Raw genomic sequence first — 14,596 nt, 5'->3', positions numbered from 1 at the left:
TGTTAAGCAGTGAGTGGGTTCACTGAAGTTTGTTCTTCAAGTGCCCATTCAATGGCATTGGCCAACAGTGTTGCTCCGTAGGTCGTCATAATAGATTCCGGGTGGAACTGGAACCCGCAAACTTTATCTTCTTCATGTACAACAGACATCACCAAGTCATCCACTTCTGCCGTGATGGTTAGACTCTCAGGAACTTTGGTCGCAACCAGCGAGTGGTAACGTGCAATCGCAAGTGGTGATGGTAGGTTTTGGTAAATCGCATGGTTTTGGTGCTCCATCATAGAGACCTTGCCGTGAATAATTTCGCCCGCGCCAGCAACGGTGCCGCCGTACGCTTCGACAATCGCTTGGTGACCAAGACAAATGCCGATCATCGGTACTTTGCCTTTCATGCGTTGGATAAGCTCTGGCATTGAGCCTGCCTCTGACGGTGCACCAGGACCTGGTGATAGCAGAACCACTGGGTTTTCAAGCTCGTTTACCGCTTGTTCGATAGTTTCTGCTGAAATGTTGTTTCGGTAAATCTTGACTGAGTGACCTAGCGAGCGGAACTGATCCACAAGGTTGTAGGTGAACGAGTCAAAGTTATCGATAAAAATGATATTAGCCATCTCTGAACCCTATTCCTTATTGTGACTTATGCGCTGCTTGGATAGCAGAGATTACCGCTTGCGCTTTACCGCGCGTTTCGTCTGCTTCCGCTTGCGGATCAGAGTCGAACACCACGCCAGCACCAGCTTGAACTTGAGCAATGCCGTTCTCAACGTAAGCTGAGCGGATCACGATACAAGTATCTAATGTTCCTTCGCCTGTAAGGTAACCCACAGCACCGCCGTAGCTGCCGCGTCGTGCGCCTTCTACATCGCGAATCAACTGCATTGCACGAATCTTTGGTGCACCAGTGAGCGTGCCCATGTTCATACATGCTTGGTATGCGTGCAGCGCGTCTAGGTCTTCACGCAGTTGACCAACCACACGAGATACCAAGTGCATAACGTGGCTGTAGCGGTCGACTTTTAGAAGGTCTGCTACGTGGCGAGTGCCAGCTTGAGCAATACGAGCGACGTCGTTACGTGCCAAGTCAACCAACATCATGTGTTCTGCGTTTTCTTTCATGTCGGTGCGCAGTTCAAGTTCGATGCGGCTATCTAGGTCGAAATCGATCTCTCCATTCAGGCGTTTACCACGGCGACGTGTGCCTGCAATTGGGTAGATTTCAATTTGGTTGGTGTCGGTTTCGTATTTAAGCGCGCTTTCTGGTGATGCGCCAAACAAAGTGAACAGCTCATCTTGCATGTAGAACATGTAAGGGCTTGGGTTACTTTGTTTCAGTTCTTTGTAAGCAGCGAGTGGAGAAGGGCAAGGTAGAGTGAATCGGCGAGATGGTACGACTTGGAACACATCGCCTTTCACTACGAACTCTTTTAAGTCGCGAACGATTTGACAGAAGTCTGAATCAGATACGCTAGGTTCTACCGTTACGTCGGCGATTTGCTCTGCATTTGGAAGTAACTTTGGCGCCGCACATTGAGCGCTGATTTCTGCGATGCGAGTCTCTAGCGCTAGTTTTTCTGAATCATCCACAAACAATGTAGCTTGAAGCTGGCAAGATTCCGTTTGATGGTCGACAACAAGCAATGTTTCCGCTATGTAGAAAACGTAATCTGGACATTGATTGGTTGCTTTTGCATTACCAAGCGGCTCGAAGTTTGCGACTAAGTCGTAGGCAAACAGACCGCCAAGGAAAATCGCGTGTTTGTCTTGCTGTGAAACATCGAAGCTGTGTTGCACTAAACGTAGCGCGTCAAAAGAAGAAGCTTCACGTAGGCGAGAGTCTTCATCTAACGTGTCGCATGGCTGGCTAAACTCCAAAGTCAGCGTTTCGCCATCGAACTTACTTTCAACGTCACCACGGATGTTCTGGTTTAGGTGAGACAGTAGGTTTTTACCGTTGTTGGTTAACGCCTGCATGTTTACAGTGTGGCCGTAACAAACGATGCGCACCGCTGAATCTACGATTAAAAGTGATTTTAGATTCTGTTTCGAATCAATTTCAGCGGATTCGAGAAGCAAGCTATCTCTTTTGTTCTCACAAATGGTATGGAACAAACGTGTTGGGTCTTGAGTGTAAGGAACCGAAGTCTTTAATACTTCTAGGCATCCAAGTTTCTTGATTTCTATGGCCTTATTCACAAGACCTCCTTGTAGCTGTCTAAATCTTCCTGCCGTACATAGTCGCATAAAGCAAACGTTCTCCCAATCTAGAGTTAGCCATATTCGATTAATGTTTAGGCAGTTGAATGTGAAATGAGCAACAAAACAAAAAAGCCCGCTTAAGTAGCGGGCTTTACAACGTTTGGTTCTATAAACTAGAAGTATACGTTTGCCCACCAAGAACTAGTCCAAGTGCGCCACCAAGCAAGATCTGATGAGTTTGTCTTATTAAGACAAACCGCAACTTTCGCTTTTTGGTTTTGGTTAAATTCTTGTAACATGGTGAACCTTAAATTACGTACTTTGTATTTGTGTACTAGTTAACTGGTGCGAGAGTAAAAAGTCAACCCCAAAACAGCATTAAAACGATAAAAATATGAGAATTGATTTACATAGTCACACCACTGCATCGGACGGTCGGTTAGAGCCTAAAGATTTAGTGGAAAGGGCGCTGAGTTTTGATATCGAGGTTTTGGCGATCACTGATCACGATACGGTTGACGGTTTGGCGTTAGCCAAGCAACACGTTCAAGACAATAATTTACCGATCAAAATTATCAACGGCATTGAGATATCGACTGTCTGGCAAAACAAAGACATTCATATTGTCGGCTTGAATATCGATCCGGAAAATGAACAATTATCCGCCCTCATCGAGCAGCAGAAGCAGCATCGCATAACAAGGTCAGAGTTGATTGCAGAGCGACTACAAAAAGCAACTCGGGAAGGCGTGCTCGAAGAGGTAAGGCAGATCGCCGGTGATGCGCCTGTTACGAGAGCGCACTTCGCGAAATGGTTGGTGGATAATGGTTACGCAAAAACCATGCAAATGGTGTTTAAAAAATACCTAACGCGTAATAACCCAGGTTATGTACCACCGAATTGGTGCTCGATGAAAGATGCGGTTGATGCTATCCATGCGGCTGGTGGGATGGCGGTATTGGCGCATCCTGGAAGATATAAGTTGACAGCGAAGTGGATTAAGCGTCTTCTAGCAGCGTTTGTAGAAGCAAACGGTGATGCGATGGAAGTTGCACAGCCGCAGCAAGCGCAACAAGAAAGGCGCAACTTGGCTGATTATGCTATAAAATACAAACTATTAGCGTCTCAAGGCAGTGATTTTCACTACCCATCCCCTTGGATGGAGCTAGGAAGGAACCTTTGGTTGCCCGCAGGCGTCGAACCAGTTTGGAAAGATTGGGGTATTGATCCTTCGTTGGATATATCAAAGTAACCTCAAAGCGTGGGTTTCAGCATCAAATAACTGGAAAGTGTATATTGGGTATTAATGTGGCTTTCCTTGTCGTTGGAACTGAACAACACTTTGAATCTTGAAGTCACTTGATAAAGCACAACAAGGCGGCATTCAAGCTCCATATAAGAATATAGAGCCGAGAGGCTCGATAATGAGGAATTACAATGAGCCAGTTTTTTTACGTTCACCCAGAAAACCCACAGGCTCGCTTGATTAATCAAGCAGTAGCAATCATTCGTAACGGCGGCGTTGTGGTGTACCCTACCGATTCAGGGTACGCACTTGGCTGTCAGTTGGAGAACAAACAGGCACTGGAACGAATCTGTCAGATCCGTCGTCTGGATGATAAGCATAACTTTACTTTATTGTGTCGTGATTTGTCGGAGCTTTCTTTATATGCGCGAGTGGATAACTCTGCATTCCGACTACTGAAAAACAACACACCAGGTCCTTACACCTTCATCTTCAAAGGCACGAAAGAAGTGCCGCGTCGTTTGATGAACGCGAAACGTAAGACCATCGGTATCCGTGTTCCAGACAATCAAATTGCCTTGGACTTGTTGGAAGCATTAGGTGAACCGATGATGTCTACGTCGTTGATCCTACCTGGCAGTGACGTAACAGAGTCTGATCCGGAAGATATTCGCGATAAACTAGAACATGCGGTTGATGTGATTCTTAATGGCGGTTACTTAGGTGAACAACCTACGACCGTCATTGACTTTAGCGAAGGTGAACCTGTTGTGGTGCGTTTGGGATCAGGTGACCCGGCACCATTCGAATAATTCGATTAATAGACGTACACCACCGTCAAACAAAATAGGAGGCATCGCGCCTCCTATTTTAGTTTCTTATTATTTAGTATCTCAGCGAACTTCGCTGATTGAGATTAAGCGAAATCGAAAATGTCGATACCATTTTGTTCAGCATAGTTGATGTATGCAGAGCTCACGCCGTTTAGTGTCACTTCAACATTGTATTCATCACTAGAGAATACCGCCCAACCACACTCGTTGTAAGATAAAGTAAGATCATCCGCTGAATCTAAGAACGTATCGCGAATGCCATCATTGTCGGTGTCTCTGCCCATATCGAAGACAAGTTTGTCATGAAAAATATTAAAATCGACAATATCGGCTTTAATATCAATATCGTTGGAAGATACAGGTTGATCGGGTACGCCAATAGCCAGGCGGTTTGTAAGCACAAAAGTGTCGTCTCCACAGCCGCCGCTCAGTACTGATTCACCATCGCCAACGACGAGCGTGTCGTTACCCCAACCACCACTCAAGTAGTTGTTGCCTGAGTAATCAAAAATTGTATCATCGCCACAGCCACCAAAGAGCTTGTCATTTCCTAATCCGCCCGATAGGAAGTCGTTGCCAAAGCCGCCAGAAACAAAGTCGTTTCCTCGGCCACCGAGCAAGGTATCGTCTCCCCAGCCCCCGAAGACAACATCATTGCCTCCGTATCCTACGAACTTATCATCACCACAGAAGCCGAAGAAAATATCGGTTGTTTCAGACCCTTTTGTACCGGTCATATCGTCATCTTGAGATGTCCCAAAAATCCAATTTAGGTCTAGATTTAGCATAGACATTGTTCTATTCCTTTTTGTCTGATTTATGCCAATCGCCGAAAATGCAGAGCCAATCTAGCTAGTTAAAATACACGATAACGTTAGCGTCATTTTTAATAGTAAATAGTGACTTACCGATGCTTCTTTCTTGCTATGAGTGCTCATTTATCCACGATGATTGGTATTACTTAGCAGCAAACTGGGACTGTTTATTCTTCGTTGCTTTTAAAGCAACACGAACAGTAAACACACCCCAAGTGGTTATCGTTGTAACCCTGACAATTTTATCAGGTACTGCACGGTTAAAGTGGCTCGGGAAGACCGATATTAGTGGGATTCTCGCTAGGCAATATCAGTATTAAGTAGGAAAAAAGTTGCAGAATAGAGTAAATATTTTCGACGTTTTAAAGTGAATTTTGGGTGTGGAGAATGGCGCCGATTTAGCTTACATTAACTGAGAAAGTTACGTATAATGTCGGACCGAAAAATCCCACTGAAATGGGTAATTAGCAAAATACAGACCAATCCTGGTCTAGACGTCTGTGAAGACGACACATAGGTAGATAAATGAGCGAAAAGTTACAAAAAGTATTAGCACGTGCTGGTCACGGTTCTCGTCGTGAGATTGAATCGTTAATTAAATCTGGTCGCGTTAGCGTGAACGGTGTAGTCGCTAAGCTTGGTGAAAGACTTGAAGACGAGAGCAGCGTAGTTCGTATCGATGGTCACATTGTCTCTGCAAAGATTCAAGAAGAAGTGATTTGTCGTGTACTTGCGTACTACAAACCCGAGGGTGAACTGTGTACTCGTCACGATCCAGAAGGTCGTCGTACTGTTTTTGATCGTCTGCCAAAAATTCGTGGCTCTCGTTGGATTTCAGTTGGTCGTCTGGATGCGAACACTTCTGGTCTTCTGCTTTTCACAACGGATGGTGAACTGGCGAACCGCTTAATGCACCCAAGCCGCCAAGTTGAACGTGAATACCTAGTACGTGTGTTCGGTGAAGTAACTGAACAGAAAGTTCGTAATCTAGTAAAAGGTGTTGAACTGGAAGACGGTTTAGCTCGCTTTGAAGATGTTGTTTACGCGGGTGGTGAAGGCATGAACCACACGTTTTACGTTGTTATCAACGAAGGTCGTAACCGCGAAGTTCGTCGACTATGGGAATCGCAAGAGTGTACCGTTAGTCGTCTGAAACGTGTTCGTTACGGCGACATCTTCTTAGACAAGAAACTGCCTCGTGGCGGTTGGATGGAGCTTGACCTGAAAGAAGTAAACTACTTGCGTGAGCTTGTAGAGCTTCGTCCAGAGAAAGAAACCATGCTTGATCTGAACAAAGACAACACGTCACGCAAACGTGAGCGTGCACGCAGCCAAAAAATTCGTCGCGCAGTTAAGCGCCATGAAGAGCGTGTTAACACGCCAAAAGGTCGCAGTAACAACCCTTCTCGTCGTAAGCCGAAGAAGACTGCTGGTGACCAAGGCGCACGTAACAAGCATCGTTAATCGATAGCAAAACATCAGAAAGGCTTGCCAATTCGGCAAGCCTTTTTCTTATCTGTTACATAGCGAAAGGATCTAAAGCCGATATAGAGAAGGGTGTTTGGATAAACAAATATCGCAGCTAAACAAAACAGCAGATAAAAAAATACCAGCACTAGGCTGGTATTTTTGTTCATGATGAAGAAACGTTAATCGCGTTTCCAAAGCATATGGCAGAACTTATGTTCAGGGTCTCGGCTGATTAGCATACGAGCAAATACGTCATCAAGAACGTCATTTTCCTCATTTACTAGGCCGATACGAACCTCTGCATATACTTCTTTGTCGATCTCAAAGCCAACATGTTCAACCCAGTCATCACCAGTTTCAACAAGTTCTGCGGCACCACGATCTTCAAATTGCGCAGTAAACAGAATCACGTCAGCAGGCTCTAGATTATCTGGAGCCATTTCAAGGAAAATGTCGTACGCTGCGTCGATGACGTCGTCGTAAGAAATCAAATCAGACATGCTTATGCTCGGCTCATGTATTTACGTTCAGCTGTGTTAATGATAACACGGTCACCAGTTGCAATGTACTCAGGAACCTGGATGACAAGACCTGAAGCGAAGCGTGCTGGTTTAGTACGAGCAGATGCAGAAGCACCTTTGATTGACGGGTCAGTTTCTTCAATCACTAGCTCAACAGAAGATGGTAGTTCAATACCCACAGCAGCACCGTTAACAAGGATAATGTGGATACCTTGTGTATCTTCGTTGATGAACAGCATGTCGTCTTCAACTTCATTGTGCTTGAATGTGTATTGTGAGTAGTCTTCGTTATCCATGAAGATGTGCTCATCGCCGTCAGCGTATGAGTACACAACTGCACGTTTGTTCATTTCTACCGTTTCAACAACGTCATCAGACTTGTAACGCTCATCTACACGTGCGCCCGTGTTTAGATCTGTACAACGCATTTTGTAGATTTTAGCGCCGCCACGACCGCCAGGAGTCGTTACTTCGATGTCTTTAACTAGAAGAGTTTTACCATTAGACTCGATTGCGAAGCCTTTTTTGATTTCACTTGCCTTTGGCATTGTATATTCCTATTCATACTTATTAAGCAAAACTCGGTGATTATAGCGCTAAGTTAGCCGCCTAGCATTAAAATTCATTGCAGAAATTTGTTGTTACTCCCATGACTAAACACCTGAATGGACTTGATTCAGTGAGTCGGCTAAGAGAACATATAGCTCAACTTCTTGAACCATCTGAGATCACGTTTTAAGTCATGTCTCTGCCTGTTATCGATCCTAAACAACCATTTCAACCAGAGTTTGCGCCTTTAATTAGAGAAGTCACCGCTTGTCTCAAAGGTGGACTGGGGCAAAACTTACACAGCGTTTATGTGTATGGTAGCGTCGCTCGCAAAACAGCGGTCGCTGGGAGGTCGAACTTAGACCTGGTTGTCGTTACTCAATCATCCTTTGAGCACAATCGCGCGACTTTGCTCAACACAATTAAGTGGCGTGCGCAGCAGAGTTACCCTCAAGTTAATGGTGTATCGGTCCGTACAGCCTTAGTGAGCGAAGTAGCTAATTTAGATAGTATTTTCACTTGGGGCTTTATGCTTAAGCATTGCTGTGTCTGTGTTTATGGTGATGATCTAGCAGACTGTTTTGGTGATTACGTCCCAAGTTGGGAAATTGCTAAGCACTGGAATATGGATGTGGAAGATTGGATTACGGTGTATCGCAAAAAAATCGTCCAAGCGAAGACGATAGAAGAGCAGGTGGCCGCCCAGCGCGTGATTGCTAAAAAGTTACTAAGAGCGTCATACTCTTTGGTGATGTATCGAGATAAACGTTGGTTTGATGACCCTATACAATGTGGCAAGGTATTCTTAACTTATCATCCTGAAAAGCAGCTTGAGATCGAGCGGCTAGAAATTTTACTTTCTGGCCGGGGTATTCCCAAGCGTTCTGTTATCGGGCTAATTGATGCGTTTGGTGATTGGTTAGTCAAACAGTACCAGAAAACAGAGTTTCGTATCGGTTAAAACAACCCCATTTGTGGTGCTGAAAGCCTGTCAAAATCCGTCCCAATGAAAGGGAGAATCGCATCTGCAACGGGTTTGAGTTGTTTATCAATGTAATGTTGATAATCAATCGGGCTATTGAGGTACTCATAAGGTTCAGGACCGTTCACGGTTATAATGTATTCAATTCGTCCTTTGTTTTGATACTGTAATGGGCGTCCAAGCTTGGCATTTATCTCATCCGCTAAACGAGCTGCACGCACTTGTGGCGGGACGTTCTTCTGATACTCATGCAGTTTTCTGCGCAGTCGCTTTTGATACACCAACTGTTCATCAAATTCACCGTTGTTAGTTTTCTCAACCATCTCTCGGACATAGTCGCTTGGATCTTCACCATGGAAAATCATGCTATAGAGTGTATTTTGAAATTTCTGTGCTAACGAGGTCCAATCAGTACGGGCACTTTCTAACCCTTTAAATACAATCCGTTCTTGCTCTCCTTCACCGATTAAACCCGCATAGCGCTTTTTCGAGCCAGTTTCTGCGCCACGAATCGTTGGCATAAGGAATCTGCGATAATGGGTTTCATACTCGATTTCCAACATAGATGTTAGGTTGTACTCAGAACGCAGGTGTTCTTGCCACCAAGAGTTGATGTAATCAACTAATTGATTTCCAACAGCGTCAGCTTCTACTTGACTGTATGGTCGATTCAACGACACGAATGTGGAATCCGTATCGCCGTAAATCACTTGATAGCCTTGCTCCTCAATCAGCACCTTAGTTTGCTTCATGATCTCATGTCCGCGCATGGTAATACTAGAAGCTAACCGAGTATCAAAGAAACGACATCCCGATGACCCCAGTACGCCATAAAACGAGTTCATGATGATTTTGATTGCCTGAGAAAAAGCTTTTTCATTGTTCTTCTTTGCAACATCACGTGCTGCCCAAAGCTTTTCAATCATTTCTGGTAAAAAGTGTTTCGTACGATGGAACTGTCCACCGCGAAAGCCAGGAACAGCCTGATTATCTTCTTTTCCAATATCGAGTAATAACCCCTCAACCAAACCCATAGGATCAATCAAGAAAGAGCGAATAATCGATGGATATAGACTCTTAAAGTCCAATACTAAAACGGAATCATATAGGTTAGGGATGGAGTCCATCACGTAACCGCCGGGGCTCGCAATCCAATTTTCAGGGTGTAGGTTTGGGGCAACGTAGCCTGCTCGGTGTATCTGAGGCATGTATAGGTTTGTGAATGCTGCAACCGAACCGCCTACACGATCCAGTTCTACACCAGTGAGGCGAGAGCGTTCAATTGCAAAGTCGAGCAGGTGAGTGTGATTGAAAATCTTATTCACTAACACGCAGTCTTGTAAATTATATTTAGCCAGCGATGGTTTGTCGGAGCGGTACATACGATTGATCTCATCCATGCGGTCATGAACGTTGTGGATTTCTTTCCCTTCCCCTAAGAGTTCTTGAGATACAGACTCTAATGACCAAGACCGAAAGTGATAAGTCGCCGTTTTTAACGTATCGATACCGTCCATTACAACTCGCCCGGGAATGGAAATAAACCCTTGTTGGCTTTGAGATGAACTTCTGAAAAAGCTGGCTTGGTCTGCTCTACCAAGCATTAGCTTCATGTTGTGCCACTCTGCTCGTTTGTGTAGCAGACGAAAGTCAAAATCAATGACACTCCAACCGACAATGACATCGGGGTCGAATTGTTTAAACCAAACGATGAGTGCTTCTAGAAGCGCTTTTTCATCCTTAACCCATTGTATCGGTGTCTCCGAAGGTTCTGGTTCTCCGATCATGATAACGCGGGAATCCATGACGCTGTCTAATCCGATGGAGTAAAGAATGCCTTTCTCAGAGCATTCTAGATCTAACGAGACAACGTTTAACTTCGGCTCATATTGCCCCGTACGGCATTTTGCGTTCTGGACGCGTTGGTAGCCATTGGTACGAGTCACATTGCCTGTAAACTCAATACTGCCTTTAATAAAACGCTCCATGAGGTAGCGATCGGCGAGGCGAATATCACTTTCGTACGTGGTGATATCTTTTTGAGCGAATGTGTCTTTGAGTGCGAGAGCGTCTCTGGTTACATTGGTATAGCAGGCAGCAAGAGGCGTATGTTCAAACGTTTTGAGATCCAAAAGGCGGATGTCGACGGGTATGTTTTTTTCTCGCGCGAGTGTTTTTGCTTGCTCTGAGTGTTTCTGAGCGATGAAAAATACTGGCTTCTCACCATTAATAAGTAACTGAGTAGGACCTGCTTCTGTCGAAAGCCACAGCTCGATTTGAGTTTGACCTTTGATGTCTCGTGCCTGTCGAGTAAGCAGAAAGCCTTGTTGGATATTCAAATGTGAGAAACCTTAGAAAACTTGAAGAACGCTAGTTTAACATTAAGAACTGTAAAAATAACCAGTAAAGAAAACGGTTCAAATTTTTGCTGGAATTAGTGATTACAAGTTAGCCTTTGGTGCAAGAGGGGCAGTGTCATTTTAAGTTATAGCGTGTTTCTCTGGGCAATATGAAACCTAGTTACTTGATTTATTGTACTTAATGTTGTTAATTGTCTTTTCTTAGATTTCGGTTCTGCTCATCACGCTCTAAAATAATAGAGTGGTTTATGAATAAGTTCTTGCTAAAGTTTGCGTTTCAGCACATATTCATAGAAAGCAATTTTTTGTCGATTACGTTAGTATATAGGCAGTCATACTGATATCCACATTTAACAAATAATGGTTATGTGGGTGCAGAACCAATACAAAGTGTGGAGATACAAGTTTGATAAATGTTTTCCTTGTAGATGATCACGAGCTGGTTCGCACAGGGATACGACGTATTATTGAAGACGTCCGTGGAATGAACGTAGCAGGAGAAGCTGACAGCGGTGAAGATGCAGTAAAATGGTGTCGCAGTAATCATGCTGACGTCGTTTTAATGGACATGAACATGCCAGGAATTGGTGGCTTGGAAGCCACTAAAAAAATTCTTCGCGTGAATCCTGATGTGAAAATCATCGTACTTACCGTTCATACAGAAAACCCGTTTCCAACCAAGGTGATGCAGGCAGGTGCGTCTGGTTATTTAACTAAAGGTGCTGGCCCTGATGAAATGGTGAATGCGATTCGTGTAGTTAATAGTGGGCAGCGTTACATCTCACCAGAGATTGCGCAGCAGATGGCATTGAGTCAATTTTCTCCAGCCTCTGAGAACCCTTTTAAAGACTTATCCGAACGTGAATTGCAGATAATGCTTATGATCACCAAAGGCCAAAAGGTAACGGATATTTCTGAGCAACTTAATTTAAGTCCAAAGACAGTCAACAGCTATCGCTACCGACTCTTTAGTAAATTGGACATTAATGGTGACGTTGAGTTAACTCACTTAGCGATCCGCCACGGAATGCTGGACACCGAGACCCTTTAGTGTGAATCCTCCCTTCGATTCGGCTTCCTTTCTCAAGACAGTAACTCATCAGCCCGGCGTTTACAGAATGTACAACGCCGAAGCTGTTGTAATCTACGTAGGTAAAGCCAAAGACCTAAAAAAGCGCCTTTCAAGCTACTTTCGAAAAAAAGTAGACAGTGAGAAAACTCGCGCGCTTGTCAGTAATATCGCCAAAATAGACGTCACAGTGACTCACACTGAGACAGAAGCGCTCATCTTAGAGCATAACTACATCAAGCAGTATTTGCCGAAATACAATGTGTTGTTGCGAGATGATAAGTCTTACCCTTATATCTTTATTAGTGGTCATAAGCACCCACGGCTTTCTATCCACCGTGGCGCCAAGAAGCGCAAAGGTGAATATTTTGGCCCCTACCCAGATTCTGGTGCAGTAAGAGAAACATTGCATTTGCTGCAAAAGATATTTCCTGTGCGCCAGTGTGAAGACACTGTCTATTCCAACCGAACGCGCCCATGTTTGATGTACCAAATTGGCCGTTGTGCAGGGCCATGCGTTGATACCATCATTTCTGATGAAGAATACGCAGAGTTGGTTGGCTTTGTGCGCATGTTTTTGCAAGGCAAAGACCAGCAAGTACTCAAACAACTGATCGAGAAAATGGAAGTTGCCAGTCAGCAATTGCGCTTTGAAGATGCCGCTAAATTTCGCGATCAAATCCAAGCGATTAGACGTGTTCAAGAGCAGCAGTACGTCTCAGAAGACAGCATGGATGATATGGATGTACTAGGGTTTGCTCAGGAGAATGGTATTGCGTGTATTCATATCCTGATGATACGCCAAGGTAAAGTGCTTGGTAGCCGTAGCCATTTTCCGAAAATCCCACAAAATACAAGCCAGCAGGAAGTGTTCGATAGTTTTCTGACTCAATACTATTTGAGCCATAACGAAGCGCGCACGATTCCTTCTCGTATTATTTTGAATCAAGAGTTGGCAGAAGATATTGCGCCAATACAGAAAGCGTTAAGTGAAGTGGCAGGTCGTAAGGTTCATTTCCATACCTCGCCAACTGGCTCTCGAGCAAGGTATCTCAAGCTTTCGAACACAAATGCACTAACGGCGATTACCACCAAAATCAATCACAAGATGACGATTAATCAGCGTTTTCATGCGCTTCGCGAAACATTGAAGCTGGAGTCTATTGCTCGAATGGAGTGTTTTGATATCTCTCATACCATGGGGGAAAGTACGATTGCATCGTGTGTGGTGTTCAACAATGAAGGCCCCGTTAAGCAGGAGTATCGTCGCTATAACATCACTGGGATTACCGGTGGTGACGATTACGCTGCAATGGGACAAGCGTTGGAGCGCCGCTATTCGAAGCAATTGGACGTAGAGAAAATTCCCGACATCATCTTTATCGATGGTGGTAAAGGTCAGTTAAATCGTGCGCATGATATTATTTCGCAATATTGGGGTGATTGGCCAAAGCGTCCCATCATGATTGGTATTGCGAAAGGGGTCACTCGCAAACCAGGCTTAGAAACGCTGATTACAGTCGATGGGGACGAGTTTCATTTACCAAGCGATGCTCCAGCGCTGCACCTTATTCAACATATTCGTGATGAAAGCCATAACCATGCTATAGCGGGGCATCGTGCTAAGCGAGGTAAAACCAGACGTACGAGTGCACTTGAAGGGATTGAGGGAATTGGCCCTAAACGACGTCAGGCGTTACTCAAGTACATGGGTGGGTTACAAGAACTTAAACGTGCAAGTGTCGAAGAAATCGCCAAAGTACCGGGAATAAGTCACTCTTTAGCAGAAATTATTTTCCAAGCATTGAAACAATAAGGAAAATCGCGCAACATTAAGCCGCAATGTGTAAGAGAATAATAAAATGCGTTTGAATATCCCGAACATTCTGTCTCTTCTTAGACTGTTCCTAATCCCTGTTTTTGTGGTTGTCTTTTATCTGCCTTATTCATGGGCACCGTTTGCAGCAGCAATGGTGTTTTGGGTAGCGGGTTTTACTGACTGGCTTGACGGTATGTTGGCCCGTAAACTTGGCCAAACTTCTCGTTTTGGTGCGTTTATTGATCCTGTTGCTGATAAAGTGCTAGTGGCAACGGCATTGATTTTAATCACGGAACATTACCATTCAATTTGGGTGACCATTCCAGCGGTAACGATGATCGCGCGAGAAATCATTATCTCAGCATTGCGAGAGTGGATGGCTGAAATCGGTAAGCGAGCGAGTGTTGCGGTATCTTGGGTTGGCAAAGTAAAAACTGTTTCGCAAATGTTCGCCTTATGGGTGTTGATATGGCGTTACGATGAATGGATGGTTTGGCTAGGCTTTGCGGCCTTGTATGTGGCAACTTTCTTGACATATTGGTCAATGATTCAATATTTAGCTGCTGCGAAAGACGATCTGTTGAATGAAGAGCACCATTAAATTCTGATGTTAGAAAGCAGGCTTAATAGCCTGCTTTTTTGTATCTAAGATAATCTACAGCATTTCTTTGCTTCTCACGTTTTTTAATGCTTGCTAACGGCCATGCTTGAAATTTCTATCTGAGTTCCTGTTTCG

General features: G+C 44.4%; 14 protein-coding genes and 1 other annotated feature. Of the genes, 7 read left to right on the top strand and 7 right to left on the bottom strand.

From position 1 onward, the window contains the following. Positions 1 to 2: 2 nt before the first annotated feature. The 3 genes from LIX84_RS06120 to LIX84_RS06110 form a co-directional block, all read right to left on the bottom strand. Entirely contained in the window at positions 3 to 611 is a 609-nt protein-coding gene (locus LIX84_RS06120) for an aminodeoxychorismate/anthranilate synthase component II (protein WP_226420907.1), read from the bottom strand. A gap of 16 nt (positions 612 to 627) precedes the next feature. Further along, entirely contained in the window at positions 628 to 2,193 is a 1,566-nt protein-coding gene (locus LIX84_RS06115) for an anthranilate synthase component 1 (protein ID WP_226420906.1), read from the bottom strand. Between the two features lie 126 nt (positions 2,194 to 2,319). After that, positions 2,320 to 2,423, bottom strand: a sequence feature (Trp leader region). Beyond that, a complete protein-coding gene (locus LIX84_RS06110; RefSeq protein WP_005394819.1) occupies positions 2,370 to 2,495 on the bottom strand; it encodes a trp operon leader peptide in 126 nt (41 codons plus the stop codon). Its footprint overlaps the feature before it by 54 nt. A 95-nt stretch (positions 2,496 to 2,590) precedes the next feature. On the opposite strand from LIX84_RS06110, the gene rnm reads away from it, so the two are divergent. After that, positions 2,591 to 3,448 (top strand): RNase RNM, encoded by an 858-nt coding sequence (gene rnm / locus LIX84_RS06105; RefSeq protein ID WP_226420905.1) that lies wholly within the window; start codon positions 2,591 to 2,593, stop codon positions 3,446 to 3,448. Positions 3,449 to 3,633: 185 nt separating this feature from the next. Further along, positions 3,634 to 4,254: an L-threonylcarbamoyladenylate synthase gene (locus LIX84_RS06100; protein WP_005376791.1), complete on the top strand. Its 621-nt coding sequence runs from the start codon at positions 3,634 to 3,636 to the stop codon at positions 4,252 to 4,254. Positions 4,255 to 4,358: 104 nt separating this feature from the next. Here LIX84_RS06100 and LIX84_RS06095 read toward each other — a convergent pair whose 3' ends face one another. Further along, on the bottom strand, positions 4,359 to 5,069 hold the full coding sequence (locus LIX84_RS06095) for a calcium-binding protein (protein WP_005394815.1): 711 nt from the start codon (positions 5,067 to 5,069) through the stop codon (positions 4,359 to 4,361). A gap of 546 nt (positions 5,070 to 5,615) precedes the next feature. Here LIX84_RS06095 and rluB point away from each other — a divergent pair. Continuing rightward, positions 5,616 to 6,554: a 23S rRNA pseudouridine(2605) synthase RluB gene (gene rluB, locus LIX84_RS06090; RefSeq protein ID WP_005376798.1), complete on the top strand. Its 939-nt coding sequence runs from the start codon at positions 5,616 to 5,618 to the stop codon at positions 6,552 to 6,554. Between the two features lie 185 nt (positions 6,555 to 6,739). Here the strand turns inward: rluB and LIX84_RS06085 are convergent, their stop codons facing one another. Both LIX84_RS06085 and efpL read right to left on the bottom strand, forming a co-directional pair. Then, positions 6,740 to 7,060 carry an HI1450 family dsDNA-mimic protein gene (locus LIX84_RS06085; RefSeq protein WP_005376800.1) on the bottom strand — a complete coding sequence of 107 codons (321 nt, stop codon included), beginning with the start codon at positions 7,058 to 7,060 and terminating at the stop codon, positions 6,740 to 6,742. Positions 7,061 to 7,062: 2 nt separating this feature from the next. Further along, positions 7,063 to 7,629, bottom strand: coding sequence for an elongation factor P-like protein EfpL (gene efpL / locus LIX84_RS06080; protein WP_005376801.1), 567 nt, complete (start codon positions 7,627 to 7,629; stop codon positions 7,063 to 7,065). 194 nt (positions 7,630 to 7,823) lie between these two features. Between efpL and LIX84_RS06075 the strand changes: the two genes are divergently transcribed. Then, a complete protein-coding gene (locus tag LIX84_RS06075) occupies positions 7,824 to 8,591 on the top strand; it encodes a hypothetical protein (RefSeq protein WP_012841624.1) in 768 nt (255 codons plus the stop codon). Here LIX84_RS06075 and LIX84_RS06070 read toward each other — a convergent pair. Beyond that, positions 8,588 to 10,951, bottom strand: a complete 2,364-nt coding sequence (locus LIX84_RS06070) for a DNA polymerase II (RefSeq protein ID WP_226420904.1) — start codon at positions 10,949 to 10,951, stop codon at positions 8,588 to 8,590. The two genes, LIX84_RS06075 and LIX84_RS06070, sit on opposite strands and share 4 nt — an antisense overlap. A gap of 427 nt (positions 10,952 to 11,378) precedes the next feature. Between LIX84_RS06070 and uvrY the strand changes: the two genes are divergently transcribed. The 3 genes from uvrY to pgsA are packed head-to-tail and all read left to right on the top strand — an operon-like array spanning position 11,379 to position 14,461. Next, the gene (gene uvrY / locus LIX84_RS06065) at positions 11,379 to 12,023 is read left to right on the top strand and encodes a UvrY/SirA/GacA family response regulator transcription factor (RefSeq protein ID WP_005386783.1); all 645 of its coding nucleotides are present in this window, start codon (positions 11,379 to 11,381) and stop codon (positions 12,021 to 12,023) included. A 1-nt stretch (position 12,024) separates the two neighbouring features. Then, complete coding sequence (gene uvrC / locus LIX84_RS06060; protein WP_025767270.1) at positions 12,025 to 13,857, top strand: excinuclease ABC subunit UvrC; 1,833 nt, start codon at positions 12,025 to 12,027, stop codon at positions 13,855 to 13,857. Between the two features lie 46 nt (positions 13,858 to 13,903). Next, positions 13,904 to 14,461, top strand: a complete 558-nt coding sequence (gene pgsA / locus LIX84_RS06055) for a CDP-diacylglycerol--glycerol-3-phosphate 3-phosphatidyltransferase (RefSeq protein ID WP_005394805.1) — start codon at positions 13,904 to 13,906, stop codon at positions 14,459 to 14,461. Positions 14,462 to 14,596 lie beyond the last annotated feature (135 nt).

This window comes from Vibrio sp. E14 (assembly GCF_020515785.1).
GTDB lineage: Bacteria > Pseudomonadota > Gammaproteobacteria > Enterobacterales > Vibrionaceae > Vibrio > Vibrio diabolicus.
Note: the sequence above shows the minus strand (reverse complement) of the source record. Positions and strands in the feature narration are given on the sequence as shown.